The sequence below is a fragment of the Mesorhizobium sp. M1006 genome (genome assembly GCF_040318825.1).
Classification (GTDB): Bacteria; Pseudomonadota; Alphaproteobacteria; order Rhizobiales; family Rhizobiaceae; genus Mesorhizobium.
Window position 1 is genome coordinate 39,357 of record NZ_JAMYMZ010000028.1, and the last position, 23,298, is coordinate 62,654.

23 protein-coding genes are annotated in these 23,298 nt (G+C 63.4%); 12 read left to right on the plus strand and 11 right to left on the minus strand.

Features of this window, described 5'->3' with window-relative positions; translation table 11 throughout:
* Positions 1-241 precede the first annotated feature (241 nt).
* The gene (locus NKH60_RS23320; RefSeq protein WP_352473986.1) at positions 242-1,519 is read left to right on the plus strand and encodes a polyhydroxyalkanoate depolymerase; all 1,278 of its coding nucleotides are present in this window, start codon (positions 242-244) and stop codon (positions 1,517-1,519) included.
* Positions 1,520-1,731: 212 nt separating this feature from the next.
* Positions 1,732-2,349, plus strand: coding sequence for a transglutaminase-like cysteine peptidase (locus tag NKH60_RS23325; protein WP_352473987.1), 618 nt, complete (start codon positions 1,732-1,734; stop codon positions 2,347-2,349).
* A gap of 9 nt (positions 2,350-2,358) precedes the next feature.
* Here NKH60_RS23325 and NKH60_RS23330 read toward each other — a convergent pair whose 3' ends face one another.
* From NKH60_RS23330 to NKH60_RS23345, 4 genes are read right to left on the minus strand one after another with little or no spacing between them, the layout of a single operon-like run.
* The gene (locus NKH60_RS23330; protein ID WP_352473989.1) at positions 2,359-2,727 is read right to left on the minus strand and encodes a helix-turn-helix domain-containing protein; all 369 of its coding nucleotides are present in this window, start codon (positions 2,725-2,727) and stop codon (positions 2,359-2,361) included.
* A gap of 53 nt (positions 2,728-2,780) precedes the next feature.
* Positions 2,781-3,317, minus strand: coding sequence for a Smr/MutS family protein (locus NKH60_RS23335; protein WP_352473990.1), 537 nt, complete (start codon positions 3,315-3,317; stop codon positions 2,781-2,783).
* Positions 3,314-4,420, minus strand: a complete 1,107-nt coding sequence (gene mltA / locus NKH60_RS23340; protein ID WP_352836181.1) for a murein transglycosylase A — start codon at positions 4,418-4,420, stop codon at positions 3,314-3,316. Before mltA ends, NKH60_RS23335 begins: the two co-directional genes overlap by 4 nt.
* A 23-nt stretch (positions 4,421-4,443) precedes the next feature.
* Entirely contained in the window at positions 4,444-5,151 is a 708-nt protein-coding gene (locus NKH60_RS23345) for a Tim44/TimA family putative adaptor protein (protein WP_352873472.1), read from the minus strand.
* Positions 5,152-5,349: 198 nt separating this feature from the next.
* Between NKH60_RS23345 and NKH60_RS23350 the strand changes: the two genes are divergently transcribed.
* Positions 5,350-5,841 (plus strand): FxsA family protein, encoded by a 492-nt coding sequence (locus tag NKH60_RS23350; RefSeq protein WP_352873463.1) that lies wholly within the window; start codon positions 5,350-5,352, stop codon positions 5,839-5,841.
* Positions 5,842-5,954: 113 nt separating this feature from the next.
* Positions 5,955-6,458 carry a protein-export chaperone SecB gene (gene secB, locus NKH60_RS23355; protein ID WP_352491249.1) on the plus strand — a complete coding sequence of 168 codons (504 nt, stop codon included), beginning with the start codon at positions 5,955-5,957 and terminating at the stop codon, positions 6,456-6,458.
* A 351-nt stretch (positions 6,459-6,809) separates the two neighbouring features.
* Here secB and dnaQ read toward each other — a convergent pair whose 3' ends face one another.
* The 5 genes from dnaQ to NKH60_RS23380 all read right to left on the minus strand — a co-directional run bounded on the left by dnaQ (position 6,810) and on the right by NKH60_RS23380 (position 10,634).
* Positions 6,810-7,532, minus strand: coding sequence for a DNA polymerase III subunit epsilon (gene dnaQ, locus NKH60_RS23360; RefSeq protein WP_352837248.1), 723 nt, complete (start codon positions 7,530-7,532; stop codon positions 6,810-6,812).
* 85 nt (positions 7,533-7,617) lie between these two features.
* A complete protein-coding gene (gene coaE, locus NKH60_RS23365; RefSeq protein WP_352837251.1) occupies positions 7,618-8,220 on the minus strand; it encodes a dephospho-CoA kinase in 603 nt (200 codons plus the stop codon).
* Positions 8,217-9,059, minus strand: coding sequence for a shikimate dehydrogenase (locus NKH60_RS23370; RefSeq protein WP_352837254.1), 843 nt, complete (start codon positions 9,057-9,059; stop codon positions 8,217-8,219). Before NKH60_RS23370 ends, coaE begins: the two co-directional genes overlap by 4 nt.
* On the minus strand, positions 9,052-9,651 hold the full coding sequence (locus NKH60_RS23375) for a Maf-like protein (RefSeq protein WP_352473997.1): 600 nt from the start codon (positions 9,649-9,651) through the stop codon (positions 9,052-9,054). The genes NKH60_RS23370 and NKH60_RS23375 overlap by 8 nt, the downstream gene beginning before the upstream one ends.
* Positions 9,652-9,815: 164 nt before the next feature.
* Positions 9,816-10,634, minus strand: a complete 819-nt coding sequence (locus NKH60_RS23380) for a pyruvate, water dikinase regulatory protein (RefSeq protein ID WP_254817949.1) — start codon at positions 10,632-10,634, stop codon at positions 9,816-9,818.
* A 401-nt stretch (positions 10,635-11,035) separates the two neighbouring features.
* Between NKH60_RS23380 and hemE the strand changes: the two genes are divergently transcribed.
* From hemE to rho, 3 genes are all read left to right on the plus strand, one after another.
* Positions 11,036-12,064, plus strand: a complete 1,029-nt coding sequence (gene hemE, locus NKH60_RS23385; RefSeq protein WP_352837257.1) for a uroporphyrinogen decarboxylase — start codon at positions 11,036-11,038, stop codon at positions 12,062-12,064.
* Positions 12,065-12,066: 2 nt separating this feature from the next.
* Entirely contained in the window at positions 12,067-12,612 is a 546-nt protein-coding gene (gene hemJ / locus NKH60_RS23390; RefSeq protein ID WP_502898648.1) for a protoporphyrinogen oxidase HemJ, read from the plus strand.
* Positions 12,613-12,778: 166 nt separating this feature from the next.
* On the plus strand, positions 12,779-14,044 hold the full coding sequence (rho, locus tag NKH60_RS23395; protein ID WP_023675925.1) for a transcription termination factor Rho: 1,266 nt from the start codon (positions 12,779-12,781) through the stop codon (positions 14,042-14,044).
* A 49-nt stretch (positions 14,045-14,093) separates the two neighbouring features.
* On the opposite strand, the gene NKH60_RS23400 is transcribed toward rho, so the two are convergent.
* Positions 14,094-16,112: a thioredoxin domain-containing protein gene (locus NKH60_RS23400; protein ID WP_352837260.1), complete on the minus strand. Its 2,019-nt coding sequence runs from the start codon at positions 16,110-16,112 to the stop codon at positions 14,094-14,096.
* A 58-nt stretch (positions 16,113-16,170) separates the two neighbouring features.
* Here NKH60_RS23400 and mnmE point away from each other — a divergent pair, with 58 nt between their 5' ends.
* The 5 genes from mnmE (at position 16,171) to NKH60_RS23425 (ending at position 21,990) form a co-directional block, all read left to right on the plus strand.
* On the plus strand, positions 16,171-17,499 hold the full coding sequence (gene mnmE, locus NKH60_RS23405) for a tRNA uridine-5-carboxymethylaminomethyl(34) synthesis GTPase MnmE (RefSeq protein ID WP_352851614.1): 1,329 nt from the start codon (positions 16,171-16,173) through the stop codon (positions 17,497-17,499).
* 202 nt (positions 17,500-17,701) lie between these two features.
* On the plus strand, positions 17,702-19,591 hold the full coding sequence (mnmG, locus tag NKH60_RS23410; protein ID WP_352837266.1) for a tRNA uridine-5-carboxymethylaminomethyl(34) synthesis enzyme MnmG: 1,890 nt from the start codon (positions 17,702-17,704) through the stop codon (positions 19,589-19,591).
* Positions 19,588-20,229, plus strand: a complete 642-nt coding sequence (gene rsmG / locus NKH60_RS23415) for a 16S rRNA (guanine(527)-N(7))-methyltransferase RsmG (RefSeq protein WP_352837269.1) — start codon at positions 19,588-19,590, stop codon at positions 20,227-20,229. Before mnmG ends, rsmG begins: the two co-directional genes overlap by 4 nt.
* A 33-nt stretch (positions 20,230-20,262) precedes the next feature.
* A complete protein-coding gene (locus NKH60_RS23420) occupies positions 20,263-21,063 on the plus strand; it encodes a ParA family protein (protein WP_084642633.1) in 801 nt (266 codons plus the stop codon).
* 45 nt (positions 21,064-21,108) lie between these two features.
* The gene (locus tag NKH60_RS23425) at positions 21,109-21,990 is read left to right on the plus strand and encodes a ParB/RepB/Spo0J family partition protein (RefSeq protein ID WP_352491256.1); all 882 of its coding nucleotides are present in this window, start codon (positions 21,109-21,111) and stop codon (positions 21,988-21,990) included.
* A 228-nt stretch (positions 21,991-22,218) separates the two neighbouring features.
* Here NKH60_RS23425 and holA read toward each other — a convergent pair whose 3' ends face one another.
* A complete protein-coding gene (gene holA, locus NKH60_RS23430) occupies positions 22,219-23,265 on the minus strand; it encodes a DNA polymerase III subunit delta (protein WP_352837324.1) in 1,047 nt (348 codons plus the stop codon).
* Positions 23,266-23,298 lie beyond the last annotated feature (33 nt).

Here is a 23,298-nt window from a genome sequence, read left to right on the forward strand (position 1 = left end):
GGACACCGCCTCCGACGCTCGTCCCCAATAGCCGTGCTGCCTGCCTGGCCTTCGCAGGTGCACATTGAGCCGGCTGTTGCCGTTCCAGGCGGATTCTCAACGCCTTGGACGAAAGAACGAGCCTAAATCACGCAAGTTGACGTATTGCATCGCAGCAGATTGTTGCTAACTTCCCCGCAAGGCATTCAAGGCTCGGCGCTGCTCGTCGGCCCTTCGATCGCAGTCGGCAGCGGGGTTCTCGATGTTCTACCAGCTCTACGAACTGAACCACGCCGCCTTGCAGCCGGCGCGCCTCTATGCCGATGCGGTGCGCCTGTTCTACTCCAATCCGCTCAACCCGGTCTCACACACGTCCTGGGGTCGCTCGGTTGCGGCAACGGCCGAACTGTTCGAGCGCACGACGCGCCGCTACGGCAAGCCGCAATTCGGCCTGACCAAGACCGTGGTCGACTGGAAAACCGTCGAGGTCAGCGAACATACCGTCTGGTCGCGGCCGTTCTGCAACCTGGTCCGTTTCGAGCGGGCGGTTCCTGCTGGGCGCCGACCGGATCCGAAACTGTTGATCGTCGCGCCGATGTCTGGCCACTACGCGACGCTGCTGCGCGGCACGGTTGAGGCGATGCTGCCCTATGCCGACGTGCATATCACCGACTGGGTCGACGCCCGCATGGTGCCGCTTGCCGACGGCAGCTTCGATCTTGACGACTATATCGACTACATCGTCGACATGCTGCATGCGCTGGGTCCCGACACCCATGTGATGGCGGTGTGCCAGCCTTCGGTGCCGGTGCTGGCGGCGGCGGCACTGATGGAAGCCAAGGGTGATCCGTTCGTGCCCTCGACGATGACGCTGATGGGCGGGCCGATCGACACGCGCCGCAATCCGACGGCGGTCAATCTGCTGGCGCAGGAAAAGGGCATCGACTGGTTCCGCGACAACGTCATCATGCGCGCGCCCTGGCCGGTGCCGGGCTTCGGCCGCGAGGTCTATCCCGGCTTCCTGCAGCTTTCGGGGTTCATGAGCATGAACCTCGACCGCCACATCATCGCCCACAAGGACTTCTTCATGCATCTGGTGAAGCATGACGGCGACAATGCCGAGAAGCACCGCGAGTTCTACGACGAATATCTGGCGGTGATGGATCTGACGGCGGAATTCTACCTGCAGACCGTCGACACCGTGTTTGTCCGCCAGGCCTTGCCCAAGGGCACGATGACGCATCGCGGCGTGGCGGTCGACCCTTCGGCGATCCGCAATGTCGCCCTGTTCACGGTCGAGGGCGAGAACGACGACATCTCCGGCCTCGGCCAGACCAAGGCTGCGCACGACCTGTGCATCAACATCCCGGCCGACAGGCACGCCCATTACATGCAGCCGGCGGTCGGCCATTATGGTGTGTTCAACGGCTCGCGCTTCCGCTCCGAAATCGTGCCGCGCATCGTCGACTTCATTACCAGCTACGGCCGTCAGAACCGTGTTGCGGTCAAGCCCAAGCTGGTCAGGACCGGCAAGAAATAGGCGACCAGTGATGATGCCCGTCAATCCGCATCAGGTCGGTCAATGCCAAAATCATCGGTTGGCGGGGCCGTGCGGCCGGTCGACCTGTTGCACAATAGTCGCGTTGGCGCCACGCGGGTAACCATGCCGCAAAAATCAATCCATCCTCATAATTGACACGGACTGTAAATACCCCTTAACGTTTCGTTAACAACAAGGGACAAGCGGGGACAATGATTTCCTCACCAATGGCGAGAACGCTGCGCCTGTGTGCGCTGGCCGGACTTACTGTGGCGGCAGGTTGGGCCGGTTCGGCCTCGGCAGCCAGCCCGATGATAACAGGTGGCCCGACCTCGCAGCCGATCGGCCATTATGATTTCTGCAAGAGCTACGCGTCCGAATGTTCGATCCGCCCGAAGGATCTGTCGCCCGCCAGTCTGACCGGCTCGCTGTGGCGCAAGCTGCTCAGCGTCACGACAAGGGTCAACGCCGCCGTCAAGCCGGAGAGCGACTTCGACATCTACGGCAAGGACGAGGTCTGGGCCTATCCCGACAAGGGCGTCGGCGATTGCGAGGACTATGTCCTGGAAAAGCGCCGTGAGCTGAACCGGCTGGGCGTCTCGTTTTCCGATCTGCTGATGACCGTCGTGCGCAAGCCGGATGGCGAAGGCCACGCCGTGCTGACGGTGCGCACCGACAAGGGCGACTACATCCTTGACAATCTGACCGACCAGGTCCGTTCCTGGGACCAGACCGGCTATCGTTTCCTCAAGCGGCAGGCGATCGACAATACCGGCCGCTGGGTGTCGATCCGCGGCGGCCAGCAGGTGCTGGTCGGCTCTGTCCAGTAACAAGGCAGCTCATTTCGGTCGTGCCAGTGCGGCGCGGAGCGACGCAATGATGCGGCGAAGCTCGGCTTCGTCAAGCTTTTCGATGTTGTCGGCCAGAAGGTTGGCAAGCTCGGTCGCCGCCGGGCTAAGGCCCGACGTGTCGAGCTTGACACGCGGATGCGAGGTTTCGGCCAGCCGCGCCAGTTCCTCGGCGTCGTCCCAGATGATGTTGAAATAGCCGATGATCTTCTGGATCAGCGTCCAGCTCGGCGCACCGCGGCGGCCGTGTTCCAGCGCCGAGAGATAGGCTGCGCTGACGCCGATCGCCTTGGCCATGTCCTTCTGGCTGACGCCGCGCTCGTTTCGCAGCACGCGAAGCTTTTCGCCGAATGGGGTCACAAGCGCACCTTCATGGGTGCATCCTCATAGGTGCGTCCCTGATCGGCGTGTCCTCATGAGCGCGCCCGCCGCAAGCGGATATAGAGCGCACCCGAGCCGCCATGTTTGCGGGCGGCATGGTCGTGGCTGGAGACGAGGGGCCGGAAGGCCGGTGTCGACAGCCATGACGGCACGGCGCGCCGCAAGACGCCATCGCCGCCCGACGAAGAGCCCTTGCCGGTGATCACCAGGACGTAGCGGATGCCGCCGGCATGCGCCCGGTGCAGAAAGGAAAACAGCAGCGAATAGGCTTCGTCCTGGGTCAGGCCATGCAGGTCGACGCGGCCCTCGATCGGCAGCCGGCCCTTCGACAGCTTGTCCAGCGTCGGTTCGTCGAGTGCGTGGGAGACGTGCTGCGCCTTCGGCTTTGCGGCCGTGGCAGCATTGCCCGCGACCTGTGCCGGCGGCGGCGCCTGCCTGGTCTCGTCGATCTCCGGCCCGACGTGCGGAATTTCGACGGCGGTTCTGCCCTTCAGCGGTTTTGCCGTGTGCGCCACCAGGTTCCACAGCACCCGGTCGTCCTCGCTCAGCCTGTCGATGCGCCGGGTCATCGGCCTGCTCCTGAAACCAGCGGCCGGGGGATCAGCGCATAAAAATCTGCGGCGTTGCGGATAACGCCGGCGATCTCGCCGGCAGCATCGCCCGACCCGGCAAACAGATCGCCGCGGGCCGGCCCGGTGATCGCCGAGCCGGTGTCCTGCGCGATCATCAGCCGCCGGAACGGTTTTCCGTCGAAAGCGGTCAGCGACGGCGCATCGATATGGAAGGGCGTGCCGAACGTGTGCAGCAGTCGGTCGACGGCGATCGAGCGGCCGGGTGTCAGCGCCACCTTGGCGGCAGCGATCGGGCCGAGCTCTGGGTCGTCGACGCCCATCTCGCGGAAGAAGATGTAGGAGCGGTTGCGCCAAAGGATCTCGTCGACGCGTTCCGGATGCGCCTTGAACCAGGCACGGATCGACTGCATCGTCACTTTCTCCCGCGGGATCTCGCCTTCCTCGCTCAAGATCTTGCCCGGTCCGGTAAAGCGCTGGCCGGATTTGGCGGCATAGGTGATGCGGCGAAGCCTGCCGTCGGTCATCTTGAGGCGTGCCGCGCCCTGCACGTGAATGAAGAAGGCGTCGACCTTGTCGGCGAGCCAAGCGATTTCCAGCCTTTTTCCGGCAAGCGAGCCGCGTTCGATCTCGCCGCGGTCGAAATATTCGACCGGGCCGTTCGGCGCCGCACGAGCAAAGGCGAGATAAGGATCCAAGGCTGAAGGACGATTGCCGTCGTCGATGTCGACTAGGTCGGCCGGGCGCGCCAGCAACGGCACCGAAAACCGTTGCGTGCGTACCGGCGAGGCTTCGACCTCCGGCTCATAAAAGCCGGTGACCAGGCCGGGACCACCATCTTCGGCATCGATACGGGCCGGAACGAAATGGCGCTCGAAAAAGCTTCGAGCCTGCGACCGATTCGCCGGCGAAACGGTGCGCGCTTCGGCATAGGCGTCGGCAAAGCCATTGTAGTCGACGCCGAGCGCGCCGGAGCGGTAGGGTTTGCTCAGGATATGAAAGGCTGAGCGGCGAAAGGCGTCAAAGGCAGGGAGATGGTCGTCCTCACCCCAGCCCGGCAATTCGCCAAAGGATTTTTCGCTGAAGGCTCGAGAAAGCGACACGACAGCCTCCGCCGCCGTCCAGTTCAGTCTTCTTCTTCGGTGGCGACGAGCTTCCAGTTCGGATCGCGCGAGCGCGCGTCACGAGCGAAGGTCCAGACATCCTTGACCTCGGCGACGGTTTCGGGATCGCCGTCGATGACGGCGCCGGCCTTGTCGCGGGTCGCCGAAATCAGTTCGCTGACAATGCGCAGCGTGATGTGGGCCTCGCTGCCCTTCATCTCGGCCGAAACGATGTCGGCCTTGTCGATGCCGACGAAGGAGGACTGGATCTTTTCGGCTTTCGCCTCACGGTCGCCGATGGCCGCGACGAAGCCGTCATAGACCTCGCGCGACAAAAGGTTCTTCAGCGTTTTGCGGTCGCCATCGGCGTAGGCCATGACGATCATCTCGTACCCCATCTTGGCGCCGTCGACGAAGGTCTTCGGGTCGAAGGTCGGATCATTGTCCTTGATCGCCCGCAGGCCCCGGTTGAGATCGGTGTCCGGCTTGGCAAAGGCATCGATCGCCACATAGGCATCGGCCGCCGGCTCTCCCGCCAGGCGCTTGCGCGGCAGCGAGACCACGTTCTCGGGTTTCTGGGCGGCATCCTTGTCGTTTTTGCGCGCTGCCGTATATGGATCGAAGGGTGGGCGCTCGTTGCCCGTGCGTCGGCCAAGCACGTTGCGCAGCTGGAAGAAGATCACCACCGCCGCAATCAGAAAGAAAATCGTGCCGAAGTCGAAGAAGCCCATATCTTGCGCCAATCAATCCCTGCTTTGGCCGGACCAGCGGCCAAGCAAGGGCCGCGATCACATAGCGTTCAGTATCCAAAGCATATAGAACGCATGGCGCAATCATTCAAATCAAAGGCAGCCATACCTATCTAACAGCTCTGGTGCCAGCGGCGATTGCTCGCCGGCCGGCAAAACATCGAAACGATCGGTCAAGATTTGCGTATCTCGCTGCTTCCCCTGTTCATTCTCGCGCTTCCGCTGCTGGAGATAGCGGGTTTCGTTATTGTCGGCCGCCAGGTCGGCGCGCTGGCGACAGTCGGCTTGGTGATGGCCTCGAGTGTCGCCGGCGCCCTGCTGCTGCGGCACCAGGGTTTTGGCGTCATGGCCAGGGTCCGTGCCGAAATGGATGCCGGGCGTGATCCGAGCGGCCAGCTTGCGCATGGCGCCATGATCGTGCTGGCAGCGATCCTTTTGATCATCCCCGGCTTCATCTCGGATATTTTCGGCCTTCTGCTGTTCCTGCCGCCGGTGCGCGATCTTGCCTGGCGGATGCTGAAAGGCCGCATCGTGCTGGCAACCGATTTCAGCAGTGGTTTGCGGGCAAGGCAACGCGGCAAGACCATCGATCTCGACGAAGGCGACTATTCGCGGGCCGACGACCATACGCGCGGACCGGGTTCTCCCTGGCGCCGCCTCAAGGACGAGTAGCTGCAAGGCAACCGGTGTCTTTTGCAAACTTGTCTTGTCGGGCCGGCCATGATAGCGAACGCCCGAATTTCAATCCGGTCAGCAACGCTGCCCAGGCAAAAGGACCACAGCTTATGGCCAGCAACGACGACGCGCCGACCGGCGCAGCCAACGGTAATGGAAATGCGGCGCAGCCTTCGCTCAACGTGCTTGCGCAATATGTGAAGGACCTGTCCTTCGAAAGCCCCGGCGCACCGAACTCGTTGCGCGGCCGCGACAAGGCTCCGGGCATCGCCATCAATGTCAACGTGAACGCCAACCCGCTTTCGGACAAGCAGTTCGACGTCAATTTGACGCTGAACGCAAAAGCGTCGTTCGACCAGGAAGTGCTGTTCAACGTCGAGCTGGTCTATGGCGGCGTCTTCTCCATCAGCGGCTTCCCGCAGGAGCACATGCTGCCGATCCTGTTCATCGAATGCCCGCGGCTGCTGTTCCCGTTCGCCCGGCAGATCATCGCCGAGGCAACACGCAACGGCGGCTTCCCGCCGCTGATGCTAGACCCGATCGATTTCGCGCAGATGTTCCAGCAGAAGCTGACCGAGGACCAAGCTGCCGCCGCCAAGGTCAAGGTGAGCTGAGGCTGGTTGGCTCGCAGCGTTTGAAAAACCCGGCGCGAAGCCGGGTTTTTTGTTTGAGACGCCGGCGGGGCAGTACAAGGGGGGAGATCGGACTTCACGTCAGCCTTCGCCAATCCTTCATCGCCGCAGGAATGAGCGAGACGCTGGGTCTGCCAATCTCCCCCCCTGTTTGGACCGGAGACATCGCGCTCGTGTCCTCGAATGGCATCCCGAACCTCCCGGCGCAAAGCGCGCCAAACTGTTCGCGATGTCCTCGCACACCTGTTCGCGATGTCTCCGGTCCAAACACCCCCCTGAGGGGGAGATGTCCGGCAGGACAGAGGGGGGCGCGAAGGATCACTCCGGTCAAAATCACTGTGCCGCGGAACTCGCTTCCGGGGGGACGCGCAGCCACAGCGCTTTTTCGCCGAGGCTGCCAACCATGCCTGCGTGTGCTGCGCGCTCGGCATCGGTCAGGCGCGACGGCAAGGCGATCGGCCGCACACCGATCGAAATATCGATGTCGTCGACATCCTGCCTGCCGCCCGCCGGAGTCAGGATGCTGTCGAGGATAAGGCTTGCCTGCTTGCCGCCGATGAGCTCGATATAGACCTCGGCCAGCAATTCCGAATCGAGCAGCGCGCCGTGCCTGGTGCGGCGGCCGTTGTCGATGCCGTAGCGGCGGCAGAGCGCGTCGAGCGAATTGGGGCCCATCGGATGCTTGCGGCGCGCCAGCGCCAGCGTGTCGACGATCCGTCCCGGATCGATGGCCGGATGGCCAAGCCGGCCGAATTCGAGATTGAGGAAGCCGATGTCGAAGCCGGCATTGTGCGCGACCAGTTTGGCGCCGTCGATGAAGGCCAGAAACTCCTCGGCGATCTCCATGAAAGTCGGCTTGCCCTGAAGATCGGCGGCGCTGATGCCGTGCACGGCCTGCGCCTCGTGATGGATCTGGCGGCCTTGCGGGTTGATGTATTTGTGGAAGGTTCGGCCGGTCGGGAAGCGGTTGACCAGCTCGACGCCGCCAAGCTCGATGACGCGGTCCTCGCGCGTGTCGAGGCCGGTGGTTTCCGTATCGAAGATGATCTCACGCATCGAATCAGTCCACTGGTGCCGGCATCATTCTAGCCGAATCACGCCAGGAACAAAATGGCAACAAGTAATGCGGGCTGCAAGCCTCCTAACCAGGTCTGGCTGCCTTATCCACGACTAGTTCGGCGATGATGGCCTTGACGGCCGCGCGAGTGGCGTCAAAGCCCTGACCGGTGTCGATGACAAAGTCGGCGCGCCGGCGCTTTTCGGCGTCAGGAACCTGCCTGGCCAGGATCGACGCCAGTTTCTCCTCGTTCATACCCGGCCGCGCCAGCACGCGGGCGCGCTGGACTTCGGGCGGCGCGGTGACGACCACGACCTTGTCGACGCGGTTGCGGCCGCCGGTCTCGAACAGCAGCGGTATATCGAGCACGGCAAGCGGCGCGCCGGCGGCACGATGTTCAGCCAGGAAGGCATCGGCATCGGCACGGACCAGCGGATGGATGATCGCTTCCAGCCGTTTCAGCGCGGCGGCGTCGCCGAGCACCCGCTCCGCCAGTGCCGCGCGGTCGACCGCACCGGATCTGGTGGTGCCGGGAAAGGCCGCCTCGACCAAGGGCGCGGCCTTGCCGGCATAAAGCCGATGCACAGCCTCGTCGGAATCATGGACCGGCACGCCGGCTTCGGCGAACATCTTGGCCGCGGTCGATTTGCCCATGCCGATCGATCCGGTGAGGCCGAGCACGATCATTTTATCGCGCCGATATCGGCAATAATTATTTGCCGCAGTTCGGCGGTGACTTCTGGCCTGATGCCGAACCAGCGCTCGAAGCCGGGCACCGCCTGGTGCAGCAGCATGCCGAGCCCATCGACGGTTCTCAGGCCGCGCGCTTTGGCGGTAGCAAGCAGCGGCGTCTCCAGCGGCACGTAGACAATGTCGGTGACGATGGCGCGGTCCGGCAGTCTGCCTGGATCCGCGGACAGGCCTTCATTGCCATGCATGCCGAGCGCTGTCGTGTTGACCAGCAGGCCGGCATCTTCGAGCAATTCGCCGGTCGCCGCGAGGTTGTGGGCGGAAACGCCGGCACCGAAGCGGTCGCGCAGCTCCTGCGCCCTCGCAAGCGTCCGGTTGACGATGCGGATGTCGCTGACGCCGCGCTGCTTCAGCGCATGGATGACCGCGCGAGCGGCGCCGCCGGCACCGAGCACCACGGCGGGGCCGTTGGCCGCCCAGCCCGGTGCATATTCGTCCAGATTGGCGGCAAAGCCATGGGCATCGGTGTTGCCGCCGCACAATTCGCCATTCTCGAACCACAGCGTATTGACCGCACCGATCTGTTCGGCGTCGGCGTCGCGTCGCGCCGCCAGTGCGAAGGCGGCTTCCTTGTGCGGGATGGTGACGTTGCCGCCGCGATAGCCTTGTGCCTGCAGCGCCTGCAGGAATTCGGCAAAGGCCTCCGGTGCAACGTCGATGGCCTCGTAGACGCCGTCGATGCCGTATTTCACCAGCCAGTGGCCGTGGATCTTCGGAGACCTGGAATGCGCGATCGGGTGGCCGGTGACGAAGGCTTTTTTTGGGGCCTCAGCCATCGATCGCCCCGAACTCACGCAGCTTGGCCAGCACCGGCAAAAGTGGCAAGCCGACAATAGTAAAATAGTCGCCTTCGATTTTTTCGAACAGCTGGATGCCTTCGCCTTCGATCTGGTAAGCGCCGACGCTGGACAACGCCTTGGCGCCGACGCGCGCCAGATGGCGGCCGATGAAGGCCGGATCGAGCTTGCGCATGGTCAGGCTGGCGATGCCGACATGCCGCCATAGAACCTGGCCGTCACGGCCGAGCACGACGGCGCTGTTGAGATGATGCGTCTTGCCCGACAGCGCCAGCAGATGACGGCGCGCTCCTTCCATGTCGGCCGGCTTGTGGAACAGCTCGTCGCCGAGCGACAGCGTCTGGTCGCAGCCGAGCACCAGGGCGCCGGGCTTGCGCTCACTGACGTCGGTGGCCTTGGCTTCAGCGAGCACCAGGGCGACGTCCTCCGGCGACACGCCAGTATTCTGCAGCGGCGCCTCGAGCGCGCGCTCATCGACAGAGGCCGGAACCGCTTCGACAGTGACGCCGGCATTGACGAGCAGCGCCTTGCGGAACGGGCTGCCCGAGGCAAGGATGATTTTTTCAGCCATTTTTTCACCCGGTTCCTGACACTAGGGTGTGTCGAGATTCAGGTCAGGCCGAGCCGAAAACGGTGGCTTCCGAGAACCGGAGCGGAGCGTACTTTTCGTACGTGAGCACCGGAAGCGCAGGAAACCGCCGTTTGCAGGCCGGCATCACCTGAATATCACACGCCCTACCGCGTCTTGCCGCGCAGGGCAACGATGGCCGCCGCCGTCTCCTCGATCGAACGGCGACTGACGTCGATCATCGGCCAGCCGTGCCGCGTGCATATCTGGCGGGCATAGGCGAGCTCTTCGGCGATCGCGGCGCGGTCGACATAGTCGGTCGGTTCGTAGGCGCTGGTGCCGAGAATGCGGTTCTGCCGGACCTGCGAGATCCGTTCGGCGGTGGCGACCAGGCCAACGATCAGCGGCCTCGTGGCATTGACCAGGCTTTCGGGCACCGGAACGCCGAGCACGATCGGGATGTTGGCGGTCTTGATGCCGCGATTGGCGAGATAGATGCTGGTCGGCGTCTTCGAGGTGCGGGAGATGCCGACGAGCACGATGTCGGCATCATCCATATTGGCCGGCAGCTGGCCATCGTCATGCTCCATGGTGAAGTTGAGCGCGTCGATGCGGCGGAAATATTCGGCGTCCAGCACATGCTGGGCACCGACGCGGCGGCCGGCCGGCGTGCCGAGATAGGACTGGAACACCGTCAGCACCGGTTCCAGCACCGAGACGCAAGGCAGGCCCATGGCCGCGCAGCGTTCGTCGATGCCGCGGGCAAGCTTCTGGTCGACCACCGTATAGAGGATGATGCCCGGCTCCTCCTCGATATCCTCGAACACCTTCGTCACCTGCTTTTCGGTGCGGATGAGCGGGTAGATATGTTCGATGGCGCGCGCGTCCTTGTATTGCGCGGAAGCCGCGCGGCCGGCGGCCAGCAGCGTTTCGCCGGTGGCGTCGGAAATCAGGTGAAGGTGAAAGAAGCTCTGCGGTTTGTTCACAGGATACATTCCAGGCTGTGGGCCGATGTGGATAAGCCGGGCGGGAAACTCGGCCACCGCAAAGCGACTGTATCAGATGGCGGTTTGTCCACAATTCGATGTGCTGTCGGCTTCTCCGGGCGGTTGGGGACAAGTCCGGGGACGGAGCTTTTTGCCTTCGCTTCATCCACAGGGGCAATTTCCCTGGCCTGGCGGCAACGCATTGACTCCAGTCGTAAATTCGCGGTTTTCCACAAAGTCCTGCAATCCCGTTGGAGAAGCGCGCGACAATATGCTGGCTGGTCTTTTCGAGGGCAAAGCGGGACAGCAGACAACCACCACAACCAACAGACTCTTAGAATCATAAGATTCCTAAAAATAGAATATTTAATTATAGGGAAGCCTGGAAAGGCGAGCGCTCAATGCCTCAAGACCGGATCGTGCTGGACGTGTTGAGAGGCAAGGGGGCGTTTCCGCCACCGCTCTGGATGATGCGCCAGGCCGGCCGCTATCTGCCGGAATACCGGGAGACGAGGAGACGGGCCGGATCCTTCCTCGATCTTTGCTACGACCCGGATCTCGCCGTCGAAGTGACGCTGCAGCCGATCGAACGCTTCGGCTTCGATGCATCGATCCTGTTTTCCGATATTCTTGTCGTGCCGCATGCGCTCGGCCGCGACGTGCGCTTCGAGGAAGGACGCGGCCCGCTGCTGACGCCGATCACGGCTGCGGAAATTGCGGCTCTCGACGGCGAAACGTTTCACGTGAATCTCGAGCCGGTCTACGAGACGGTGCGGCGGTTGCGCGCCAGACTGCCTGATGAAACGACGCTGATCGGCTTCTGCGGTGCGCCCTGGACGGTGGCGACCTACATGATTGCCGGCCACGGTACGCCCGACCAGGCGCCGGCCAGGCTGTTCGCCTATCGCGAGCCGGCGGCCTTTCTTCGGCTGCTGAAGGTGCTCGCCGATCATTCGGCTGCCTATCTGATCCGCCAGATCGCGGCCGGCGCCGACGTGGTGCAGATCTTCGATTCGTGGTCAGGCGTGCTCGACGAAGCGTCTTTCGAATTGTTCTGCGTCGAGCCGGTGGCCTCGATCGTCCGGCAAGTGAAGGCTGTCCATCCCAATGTTCCGATCATCGGCTTTCCCAAGGGCGCGGGAGATCACTATCGAAGCTATCGCCAGAAGACCGGCGTGACCGGGCTGGGCCTCGATTGGACCGTGCCCTTGTCGAGCGCGAAGGAATTGCAGCGTGACGGCGCCGTGCAGGGCAATCTCGATCCGCTGCGGCTTGTAGCCGGCGGCAAGGCGCTTGACGACGGCGTGGGGGCGATCCTGAAGGCGCTGGGCGACGGGCCGCTGATCTTCAATCTCGGCCACGGCATCACGCCCGAGACGCCGCTGGCGCATGTCGAGCGGATGGTCAAGCTGGTGCGGAGCGCATCGTGACGATGATGGGCGCGGACAATGCGAACGGCACCAACACCGGTAAGGGCGCGATGCGCCGCGCGGCAATCGCGATCGCCATTTTCCTGGTGCTGGCCGGGCTGCTGTTTTTCTTCGGGCCCGATGATTTCTATCCCTGGGCGAAGGCGATCCATGTGATTGCCGTCATCTCCTGGATGGCTGGCATGCTCTATTTGCCGCGCTTGCTGGTCTATCATGCCGATGCCGAAAAAGGCTCCGTCCAGTCGGAGACTTTCAAGGTGATGGAGCGCCGCCTGCTGCGCGGCATCATCAATCCGGCAATGGTGATCACCTGGGCATTCGGCCTTTGGCTCGCCTGGAAAGGCTTTGGTTTTCAAGGCGGCTGGCTGCATGCCAAGATCGCTGCGGTGGTTGGCCTGTCGGCCGTGCATGGCTATCTCGCCGGCGCCGTCCGCAAATTTGCCGAAGACCGCAATGAAAAATCGGCAAGGCACTGGCGGATCGTCAATGAGATCCCTACATTGCTGATGATCGTCATCGTCGTCCTGGTAATCGTGAAACCGTTCTGACGTCTTCGGTTGCCCGCAAAAGGCGGCTTGCTCTTTCAACCGACCGACGATAAAAGACGGGTCTTCCTTCCCGTCATGCGCCGCCCATTTATCGCTTCGGCCGCGCCCGGCATTTGTCGCATCCCGCCGATATTTTTCCCAAAGCTTACTCAGAGTCCGTCTAATGATGCAAGAAATGAAACTCACAGAGTTCAAGAACAAGAAACCGCCAGAGCTGATCGCTTATGCGGAATCGCTCGAGGTCGAGAACGCCAGCGTCATGCGCAAGCAGGAGCTGATGTTCGCGATCTTGAAGAGGCTGGCGACCCAGGATATCGAGATCATCGGCGACGGCGTCGTCGAAGTGCTGCAGGACGGTTTTGGTTTCCTGCGCTCCGCCAATGCCAATTATCTGCCGGGTCCCGACGACATCTATATTTCACCGTCGCAGATCCGGCGGTTCTCGCTGAAGACCGGCGATACGGTCGAAGGGCCGATCCGCAGCCCGAAAGAGGGCGAGCGCTATTTCGCGCTGCTCAAGGTCAACACGATCAATTTCGACGACCCGGAAAAAATCCGCCACAAGATCCATTTCGACAATCTGACCCCGCTTTATCCGACCTCGCGGCTGAAGATGGAGATGGAGGTTCCGACCTCGAAGGACATTTCGGCGCGCGTCATCGACCTGGTGGCGCCGCTCGGCAAGGGCCAGCGCGCCCTGATCGTGGCGCAGCCGCGCACCGGCAAGACGGTGCTGTTGCAGAACATCGCCCATTCGATCACCACCAACCATCCGGAATGCTATTTGATCGTGCTTCTGATCGACGAGCGGCCGGAGGAAGTCACCGACATGCAGCGCTCGGTGAAGGGCGAGGTGGTATCCTCGACCTTCGACGAGCCGGCGGTGCGCCACGTCCAGGTTGCCGAAATGGTCATCGAGAAGGCCAAGCGCCTGGTCGAGCACGGCCGTGACGTCGTCATCCTGCTGGATTCGATCACCCGCCTCGGCCGCGCCTACAACACCGTCGTGCCGTCATCCGGCAAGGTGCTGACCGGTGGTGTCGACGCCAACGCGCTGCAGCGGCCGAAGCGCTTCTTCGGTGCTGCCCGCAACATCGAGGAAGGCGGCTCGCTGACCATCATCGCGACGGCGTTGATCGATACCGGCAGCCGCATGGACGAGGTCATCTTCGAAGAGTTCAAGGGCACCGGCAATTCGGAAATCGTGCTCGACCGCAAGGTGGCGGACAAGCGCATCTATCCGGCCATGGACATCCTCAAATCCGGCACCCGCAAGGAGGACCTGCTGGTTCCGCGCCAGGACCTGCAGAAGATCTTCGTGCTGCGCCGCATCCTGGCGCCGATGGGAACGACCGACGCCATCGAGTTCCTTATCGACAAGCTCAAGCAGACCAAGACCAACGCGGATTTCTTCGATTCGATGAATACGTAAAGGGGGCAAGGCGCTGTCCCGCCGGCGTTCCGGTTCTGTGCACCTCGACCTATCGACGGCGCAACTGCCGCTCGAGTTCCTCAGCGTCGGTTATCACCGGCAGGCAGACCTGCCCCGTGCAGAGCCAGGCGCCGGGCTCGGTCGTTGGCGGCAGGACGCCGCCTGGCAAGGCTGGCAGATTTGTCGCCGAGCCAACAGGCACGACGACGTCCACCCGGCGCGGGTCTGGATTTCGATTCGCAACCGGAACAAGCCTTAGAGTCTCCGGTCTATCCACGATCACTAGCTTCAGCGGTTCAAGCGCCAAGGCACAGGCATTGACTATACCCGCCTGGCCATAGCCCTGGTGCTCCGCCCGCCCGCCCGCGTGCTCTGCGACTGTCCAGGCTTTTTCCCAGAGATCGAGATCGCCCGAAAGCGACGACAATCGGACCAGGGCTTCGATGATCTGGCCGGTAGCGGAAGGAATGGCTTCGTCGACATCGCCGCGGATGCGGATCGGCACATCCGCGCTGTCGGACGCGGTCAGATAATAGCCGGTCTTGTCGCTGTCCCGGTGCCAAAGATCGAGTTGCTCAATGAAGTTCCCGGCGCGATCGATGTAGTCGGGATTGCCGGTCGCCTCGAACAGTGAGATGGCGGCGTTGGCCATGGCGGCATAGTCGCTCGACAGAGCCGGAAACAGCTTCTTTGCGCCGAGCATCGAATGCGGCAGGCGGCCGTCACGTCCGGCAGCCGCAATCGCGGCAAAGGCCGTTGCCGCCGCTTCGATCCAGTCGGATCGGCCAAGCGACCGTCCGGCCTCGGCAAGGGCTGCGATCATCAAGCCGTTCCAGTCGGTCAGGGCCTTGCCGTCACGCCCGGGCCGCACGCGCTGTTCCCTCGCTGCCAGCAGCCTTTGCTTGAGCGGAACCAGAAGGTCACGATCGACGACGCTCTGCGCCTGTTGAGCATCAGTCTGGCAAATGATCGGCTTGCCTTCCCAACCATGCGGATCGGCAAGCGTGAAGTATTTGAAAAACAATGCTGAATCGTCGCCAGGGGCTGCCTCGAGTTCATCCCTGCTCCAGGTGTAGAACAACCCCTCCTCGCCCTCGCTATCGGCATCAAGGCTGGCGGCGAAGGCATCGCCCTCGACTCGCATTTCGCGCAACAGCCAGGCAATGGTCTCTTCGATTCGCAGCCGGAACAATTCCTCGCCGGTTGACGCATAGGCCCAATTGCACAAGCGGATGAGCTGGGCATTGTCGTAGAGCATTTTTTCGAAATGCGGGACCAGCCATTCGGCGTCGGTCGAGTAGCGGCTGAGTCCGCCGCCAATATGGTCATAGATGCCACCGGCCAGCATCTTTTCGAGGCTGAGGAGAACGGCGTCGCGGTGCGATGCGGTGCCGTCGCGCAGCCAGGTCAGCCAGAGGCTCTGCATGAACGGCGCGTTGGGGAATTTCGGCGCGCCGCGCAGACCGCCCAAATCGCGGTCGATCATGCCGTCAATGCCATTGGCGAGGTTCGCCAGCATGCCGCGGTCGAGCACGGCCTTGGCATGGCTGCCCGCCAGCCGCGTCTCGACATGCGTGGTCAGCCCGTCGGCACTCTGGTTAACGCTTTCTTTCTTCTCCCGCCAAGCCTTGTCAACCGCCTCCAGCACCTGGACGAAACCCGGCCGGCCGTAGCGGGCTTCGCGCGGAAAGTAAGTGCCGCCCCAGAACGGCTTGCCCTCCGGCGTCAGGAACATGGTCAGCGGCCAGCCGCCCTGCTCGCCCATCGAGGACAGCGCCGCCATGTAGATCTGGTCGATGTCGGGGCGCTCCTCGCGGTCGACCTTGATATTGACGAAGAGACGGTTCATGACGGCGGCGACGTCGTCGTTCTCGAAGCTCTCATGCGCCATGACGTGGCACCAATGGCACGCGGCGTAGCCGACAGAGAGCAGGATCGGACGCTGCAGCACCTTTGCTTCGGCCAGAGCGGCGGGCGACCATGGCCGCCAGTGCACTGGATTGCCGCTGTGCTGCTGCAGATAGGGGCTGGCCTCTTCGGCAAGCAGGTTTTGTGCAGGCAATGTCACGGCACTACTCGATGCGGATTGAACAGGCATAGCTAGGGCGCTTCGGCAGAGCGGGCAAATGATTTCAAAAGACTCCATCGTGGCGCTGTCGAGCGGGCGCCTGCCGGCCGGCATTGCGGTGATCCGGATTTCCGGGCCGCAGAGTCGATTCGCTGTCGAAACGATTGCTGGATCGAAGGTGCCAAACCGCGTTGCCACCTATCGCAAGTTCCGGGCGCTCGACGGATCGGTGCTGGACAGCGGCCTGGTCGTCTTCTTTGCCGGCCCCGACAGTTTTACCGGCGAGGACGTTGCAGAGTTCCATGTGCATGGCGGGCGCGCCGTTGTGGCGAGGATGCTGGAAACGATCGCCTCCTTCGACGGCGTCAGGCATGCCGAGCCTGGCGAACTCACCCGCCGCGCCTTTCTCAACGGCAAGCTCGATCTGGTCGAAACCGAGGCGCTGGCCGATCTCATCAACGCTGAAACCGAGGCGCAGCGGCGCTTTGCCGTTCACAACGCCCAAGGCGTGCAGAGCGAAGTCTATCTGGGCTGGCGCCGACGGCTGATCCACGCCCGCGCGATGATCGAGGCCGAGATCGACTTTGCCGACGAGGATGACGTGCCGGGCTCGGTCGCTGATACGGTCTGGTCCGATGTCCGGGCCATGATCGACGAAATCGAGCGCCACGTCGCCGGCTTCCGCGCTGCCGAAATCATCCGCGACGGGTTCGAAGTGGTAATCCTCGGCGCACCGAATGCCGGCAAGTCCAGCCTGTTCAACGCCTTGGCGCGGCGCGAAGCGGCCATCGTCACCGACGAGCCGGGCACGACCCGCGACCTGCTCGAGGTGGTACTGGACCTGGAAGGGGTGCGGGTCAGGGTAACCGACACCGCCGGTCTGCGCGAGGCGCCCGGCAAGATAGAGGCGATCGGCATCGAGAAGGCCAGGACCAAGGCGCACAGCGCCGATCTGCTGTTGCTGCTTGAGGATCTGGCGGAGCCAATCGCAATCGGTGTGCCGCCGGGCGACATTCAGGCGCTGAGGGTTGGAACAAAAATTGACCTGCTGGGGGGTAAATCGCCCTCGCCTGCGGTGCACTATGATTTCGCTATCTCGACGCGGGACGGCACGGGTCTGGCCGAACTGCTGGACGAGATCGGGCGTCGTGCCGCAGTCCAGATCGGCAAGGCCGGCGATGTCCTGCCGTCGCGGCTGCGGCACGTCGAGCTGCTCAACGAGACGAAACGCTTCCTGCTCGCAGCAGTGGTCAGTGGTGATCGCGGGCAGGAGCTACGGGCCGAGGAACTGCGCCTGGCGGCGGATCGGCTTGGACGCATCGTTGGGGCGGTCGATGTCGAGGATATGCTGGACGTTATCTTTTCGCAGTTCTGTATCGGCAAATGACTCACGTGAAACATTGCCAAATGCCGAGATGCGGGCGTGTCGCTAGCTTACTCGCATAGTGGCGGGAAGCCGGTGATGATTCACGTGAAACACGTAGCGATGAACGCAGACGGAATTGTTTCACGTGAAACGACTAGTTGGTGTCCTTGACAGTGCAGGCTCACGGGCACATGTGTCGGCAGATTTGAATCGGAATATACAAATGACCAATCGCTACGATGTGGTGGTGGTGGGCGGCGGTCATGCTGGGTGCGAGGCGGCTAGTGCGGCCGCGCGGGCTGGCGCCAGGACGGCGCTGGTGACGCTGCGTTTCGACACGATCGGCGTGATGTCTTGCAATCCGGCGATCGGCGGCCTCGGCAAGGGCCATCTGGTTCGCGAGATCGACGCCATGGACGGGCTGATGGGGCGCGTCGCCGATGCCGCCGGCATCCAGTTCCGCCTGCTCAACCGCCGCAAGGGGCCAGCCGTGCGTGGTCCGCGAACACAGGCCGACCGAAAACTTTATCGCCTCGCCATGCAGGCGGCAATCCGCCAGCAGGCTGGCCTCGATGTCATCGAAGGCGAGGTGCTGGATTTCGAAATCAACAATGGGGAAATCGACGACGGACGCATCGCGGCGGTGCTGCTGGCGGATGGTAGCCGGCTCGCCTGCGGCGCCGTGGTGCTGACGACCGGCACTTTTCTGCGCGGGCTGATCCATATCGGCGAGAAGAAGATCGTCGCCGGCCGCATGAACGAGCAGGCGAGCGTCGGCCTGTCGGCGACGATGAGCCACGCCGGCTTCAGGCTCGGGCGGCTGAAGACCGGCACGCCGCCGCGGCTGGACGGCAGGACGATCGATTGGGCGTCACTGGAGAGCCAGGCGGCGGACGAGGACCCCGTGCCGTTCTCGCTGCTGACCGATCGCATCGAAAATCCGCAGATCCATTGCGGCATCACCCGAACGACCAATGCGACGCACGAGCTGATTCGCGCCAATCTCGGCCGCTCGGCCATGTATTCGGGGTCGATCGAAGGCGTCGGGCCGCGTTATTGCCCGTCGATCGAAGACAAGATCGTCAAGTTCGGTGACCGCGAAGGCCACCAGATCTTTCTGGAGCCCGAAGGGCTGGACGACGACACGGTGTACCCGAACGGCATTTCGACCTCGCTGCCCGAGGACGTGCAGCTCGACATCCTGAAGACCATTCCGGGGCTGGAGCGGGCAACGATGCTGCAGCCGGGCTATGCCATCGAGTATGATCATGTCGATCCACGCGAGCTCAAGCCGACGCTGGAAACCAAGCGGATCGCCGGCTTGTTCCTCGCCGGACAGATCAACGGCACCACCGGCTACGAGGAGGCCGGCGCGCAAGGGCTGCTTGCCGGCTTGAATGCGGCGCGCAAGGCGTCGGCGAGCGAGGAAATCGTGCTCAGCCGCACCGAAGCCTATATCGGCGTGATGGTCGACGATTTGACCAGCCGCGGCATTGCCGAACCCTACCGCATGTTCACCTCGCGGGCCGAGTTCCGGCTATCGCTCCGAGCCGACAACGCCGATGAGCGGCTGACGCCACTGGCGATAAGGCTGGGGATTGCCTCGCCGGAGCGGATGCAGCGGTTCAACAATAGTATGCAAGACCTTGAGAAGGCGCGACAGCTCGCCCTCGGCACCACCATGACCCCCAATGAGGCAGCGCGCCATGGGCTCGAAATCAACCGGGACGGCGTCCGCCGCTCGGCCTATGAGTTGCTGGCCTATCCCGGCGTCGACATCGCCTGGCTGGCGAGGGTCGAGCCGGCTTTCGCGGCGATCGACAGCAAAACGGCCGAACGTCTTGAAACGGAAGCCAAATATTCTGTCTATCTCGACCGGCAGCAGGCCGATGTTTCGCAGATCAGGCATGAGGAGAGCAGGCTTATTCCCAAATCGCTCGACTTTGCTTCTGTTCCCGGCCTGTCGAACGAGTTGAAGCAGAAGATGCTGGCACGCCAGCCGCGCTCGATTGCCGATGCGCAACGCATGGAAGGCATGACGCCGGCGGCGCTGGCGATTATTGTCGCCCATGTCCGCAATGCCGAGGCGGCCGCGCGAAAGCAGGTCGCGTGAGCGCTGCGTCCTGGGCAAACCTGCAGGCGGCAGCGGGCCCGGTTTCACGTGAAACATTCGATCGCCTGGTCGAGTTCGAGGCCGTCTTCCAGAAATGGAACCGCCGGATCAATCTGGCCGCGCAATCGACGCAGGACGATGTCTGGCGCCGCCACATCCTCGACAGCGCGCAGCTGGCGCGAATCAAACCAAAGGCGAAGCGCTGGGTCGATCTCGGCTCCGGCGGTGGGTTTCCCGGCCTTGTGCTGGCCTTTTTGCTTGCCGAGCGGGACGGCGCCGGTATCGACCTGGTTGAAAGCAACCGGAAAAAAGCATCGTTCCTGCAAGCGGTCATCGGACAGTTCAGCCTGCCCGCCAAGGTTATCGCGCGCCGCATCGAAGACAGCTATCCTCTTGTTCCTGCACCGCAAATCGTCACAGCCAGGGCACTCACCTCGCTGCCCGGCTTGCTCGACCTGGCAGCACCGTGGCTGACCAAGGGGTCGCGCGGCCTGTTTCACAAAGGTCGGGATTACCGCGCCGAAGTGGCAGAAAGCGCTCAACGATGGTCTTTCGATCTGGTAGAACATGCCAGTGCAACCGACGCACAGGGCGTCATTCTCGAAGTATCCGACTTGCGACAGCACCCTGGCTTGTGACCGGCGACCCAAATGAATTTCTGGCATAGACCCATGATGAAGAACGGCCCCCGAATCATCACCGTCGCCAACCAGAAAGGCGGCGTCGGCAAGACGACGACCGCCATCAATCTGGCCACCGCGCTGGCGGCCATAGGCGAACAGGTGCTGATCGTCGATCTCGACCCGCAGGGCAACGCCAGCACCGGGCTTGGCATCGACCGGCGCGACCGCACCGTCTCGTCCTATGATGTGCTGACCGGCGAGCTGGATCTCGAAGCGGCGGCGATCCCGACGGCGGTGCCTGGCCTGTCGATCGTACCGTCGACGCTCGACCTGCTCGGCATAGAGATGGAAATCGCCTCGGCGCCGGATCGAGTGCTGCGGCTGCGCAACGCTCTGCGGGCTTCGGCTGAGCGCTCGGCCAATTTCGGCTATGTGCTGATCGACTGCCCGCCGTCGCTCAACCTGCTGACACTGAATTCGATGGCTGCGGCCGATTCGGTGCTGGTGCCGCTGCAGTGCGAGTTTTTCGCGCTGGAGGGCCTGAGCCAGCTTTTGGAGACGGTCGAGCAGGTGCGCCGCTCGATCAACCCCGACCTGACGATCCAGGGCATCGTGCTGACCATGTTCGACGGGCGCAACAATCTCGCCAACCAGGTGGTGCAGGATGTGCGGGCGCATATGGGCGACAAGGTCTATGAAACCGTCATCCCGCGCAATGTCCGCGTCTCCGAGGCGCCGTCCTACGGCAAGCCGGCGATTCTCTACGACCTCAAATGTTCGGGCAGCCAGGCCTATCTGCAGCTTGCTTCGGAAGTCATCCGCCGCGAGCGCAAATTGCGTGCCGCCTAGCAGTAACCAACAAGCGATTCGATACCGAAACGATCTGGACGGACGATGAACGAAGACCCTTCGAGGAAAAGACTGGGACGGGGACTGGCGGCCCTGATCGGCGAAATCGATCGCCCGGCGGCACCGGAAAAGCCCGGGTTGGCGGCCGACGGCAAGGTGCCGATCGAGTTCCTCAGCCCTAACCCGAAAAACCCGCGCCGGCATTTTGGCGACGCCGACCTGACCGACCTCGCCCAGTCCATCCGCGAACATGGCGTGGTGCAGCCGGTGGTGGCGCGGCCGTCGAAAACCCAGCCGGGCCGCTATGAGATCATCGCCGGCGAGCGACGCTGGCGTGCGGCGCAACGCGCCGGGCTGACCGAAATCCCGATTATCGTGCGCGACGTCAACGATCGCACGGCGCTCGAACTGGCGATCATCGAAAACGTCCAGCGCACCGACCTCAACCCGGTCGAGGAGGCGCTCGGCTACCAGCAGCTGATCGACGACCATGGCTATACCCAGGCCGATCTCGGCCAGGTGATCGGCAAGAGCCGCAGCCATGTCGCCAACACGTTGAGACTGCTCAAGCTGCCCGACGTCATCCGCGACATGCTGGTCGACGGGGCGCTCTCTGCCGGCCACGCCCGTACCCTGGTGACGGCCAACGACCCGGCCGGGCTTGCCAAGCGGATCATCGATGAGGGGCTTTCGGTGCGCCAGGCCGAGGCCTTGGCGCAGCTGCCGGTCGGCGCGCCGTCGGCAAAACGCCAGCCCGCCGCACCGCCGCAAAAGGATGCCGACACGCTGGCGCTGGAGCGGCTGATGACCAGCACGATCGGCATGATTGTCACGATCGAGCACAACCAGCGCGGCGGCGTGATCAGCGTCGCCTACCGGACGCTGGAGCAGCTCGACGAGCTTTGCCGAAGGCTGAAGCGGGAGTAGGTAGGTTGCTAAAATTAGCCGGCAAATAAGATTTTTGCTGCCGTGCGGTGATTGGCGAAATCGTCGAAGTAGTTAATCTCCCCCCTTGAGGGGGAGATGGCCGGCAGGCCAGAAGGGGTCGTCAAATTTCAAGCGCCCACCTCCTCTGTCGTCGCGGAAGGGGCTGGTGTTCTACGCGCTGTGACCCCTCTGTCGCCTTTGGCGACATCTCCCCCTCAAGGGGGGAGATCAGGTGCGCTGCGCCAGCCTCGCGCTCTCCACCGCGATGCCGAGCAGGGCCTGGCGTGCCAGCGCGACCGACAGATCCGGCCGCCGGCGTGTCTGCAGCACCGCCGTCTGCAGGCGGTTGAGGGCGCGCCCGAGCGCCTCGCTGCTCCAGCGTTCGAGGGCTTTCTCGACCAGCTTGCGCCTGGAGAAAAACACCGGCGGGCGCGCCGCGGCAACGACCGAAGCGGCATTGCGGCCGCCGGCGTCCATCAGGCCGCGCATCGCCTGGATCGCCTGCAACTGCCGCATCGCCGATGAAAGTACCAGAAAGGGCTGGCCGCCGGACTGGCAATGGCGGGTGAAGGCGGTGTCGAAGTCGGCGATCCTGCCTTCGAGCAGGGCGTCGACGGCCGCATCGAAGGAGAGGCCGGAGACATCGCCGGATGTCGCCTTGACGTCGTCGAGGCCGATTTCGGCCTGGCCATGCGCATAAAGCACGAGCTTTTCGATCTCGCCGCGCGAGGCCAGCCGGTCGCCGCCGAGATTGCGGCGCAGCGCCTGCCGCGCCTCCAGCGTCATCGACATGCCGGCCTTGCGCAGTTCGTCGTCGATGACCGTGTCGATGTCCCTGGCCTCATCGGCGTAGCAAGGCAGAGCCATGGCATTGTCCGCCGCCTCCACCACGGCGCGCAGGCCGACGCCCTTCTTCAGGTCGCCGGCCTCGATGAGGATGATGGCGTCCCGCGCGGGCTCCGACGTCAGCGCCTTGACGTCGTCGGCAAGCGCCTTCTGAGCGTCGGCGTTGCGCACCCATAGCAGGCGCCGCTCCGAAAACATCGGCACGGTGCGGGCCTCGTCGAGCAGGCGGCCCTCGTCGCGATCGACTTCCGATCCGTCCAGCCTGACGACCGAGAACGGATCGTCGAGCGGCAGGCCGGTCTTGCCGGCAAAGGCCTTTGCCCGCTCGGCAACCAGCCCGCGATCGGGACCGTAAAGCAGCACGATCGAGACGCGCGGATCCGGCTTCGCGAGCCATGCATCGACCTCGTATGCTTTCTTTTGTGCCATGGGCGCTGATTAGCATGACGCGGGCGCGGGGTG

Coding starts and splice junctions, on each gene's coding strand:
- NKH60_RS23375 (WP_352473997.1), bottom strand. CDS start 9,651: ATGGCTGAAAAAATCATCCTTGCCTCGGGCAGCCCGTTCCGCAAGGCG.
- NKH60_RS23425 (WP_352491256.1), top strand. CDS start 21,109: ATGAACGAAGACCCTTCGAGGAAAAGACTGGGACGGGGACTGGCGGCC.
- rho (WP_023675925.1), top strand. CDS start 12,779: ATGCAAGAAATGAAACTCACAGAGTTCAAGAACAAGAAACCGCCAGAG.
- hemE (WP_352837257.1), top strand. CDS start 11,036: ATGCCTCAAGACCGGATCGTGCTGGACGTGTTGAGAGGCAAGGGGGCG.
- NKH60_RS23345 (WP_352873472.1), bottom strand. CDS start 5,151: ATGGGCTTCTTCGACTTCGGCACGATTTTCTTTCTGATTGCGGCGGTG.
- NKH60_RS23370 (WP_352837254.1), bottom strand. CDS start 9,059: ATGGCTGAGGCCCCAAAAAAAGCCTTCGTCACCGGCCACCCGATCGCG.
- secB (WP_352491249.1), top strand. CDS start 5,955: ATGGCCAGCAACGACGACGCGCCGACCGGCGCAGCCAACGGTAATGGA.
- mnmE (WP_352851614.1), top strand. CDS start 16,171: ATGATTTCAAAAGACTCCATCGTGGCGCTGTCGAGCGGGCGCCTGCCG.
- NKH60_RS23420 (WP_084642633.1), top strand. CDS start 20,263: ATGATGAAGAACGGCCCCCGAATCATCACCGTCGCCAACCAGAAAGGC.
- NKH60_RS23325 (WP_352473987.1), top strand. CDS start 1,732: ATGATTTCCTCACCAATGGCGAGAACGCTGCGCCTGTGTGCGCTGGCC.
- NKH60_RS23335 (WP_352473990.1), bottom strand. CDS start 3,317: ATGACCCGGCGCATCGACAGGCTGAGCGAGGACGACCGGGTGCTGTGG.
- NKH60_RS23320 (WP_352473986.1), top strand. CDS start 242: ATGTTCTACCAGCTCTACGAACTGAACCACGCCGCCTTGCAGCCGGCG.
- holA (WP_352837324.1), bottom strand. CDS start 23,265: ATGGCACAAAAGAAAGCATACGAGGTCGATGCATGGCTCGCGAAGCCG.
- coaE (WP_352837251.1), bottom strand. CDS start 8,220: ATGATCGTGCTCGGCCTCACCGGATCGATCGGCATGGGCAAATCGACC.
- hemJ (WP_502898648.1), top strand. CDS start 12,067: ATGATGGGCGCGGACAATGCGAACGGCACCAACACCGGTAAGGGCGCG.
- dnaQ (WP_352837248.1), bottom strand. CDS start 7,532: ATGCGTGAGATCATCTTCGATACGGAAACCACCGGCCTCGACACGCGC.
- mnmG (WP_352837266.1), top strand. CDS start 17,702: ATGACCAATCGCTACGATGTGGTGGTGGTGGGCGGCGGTCATGCTGGG.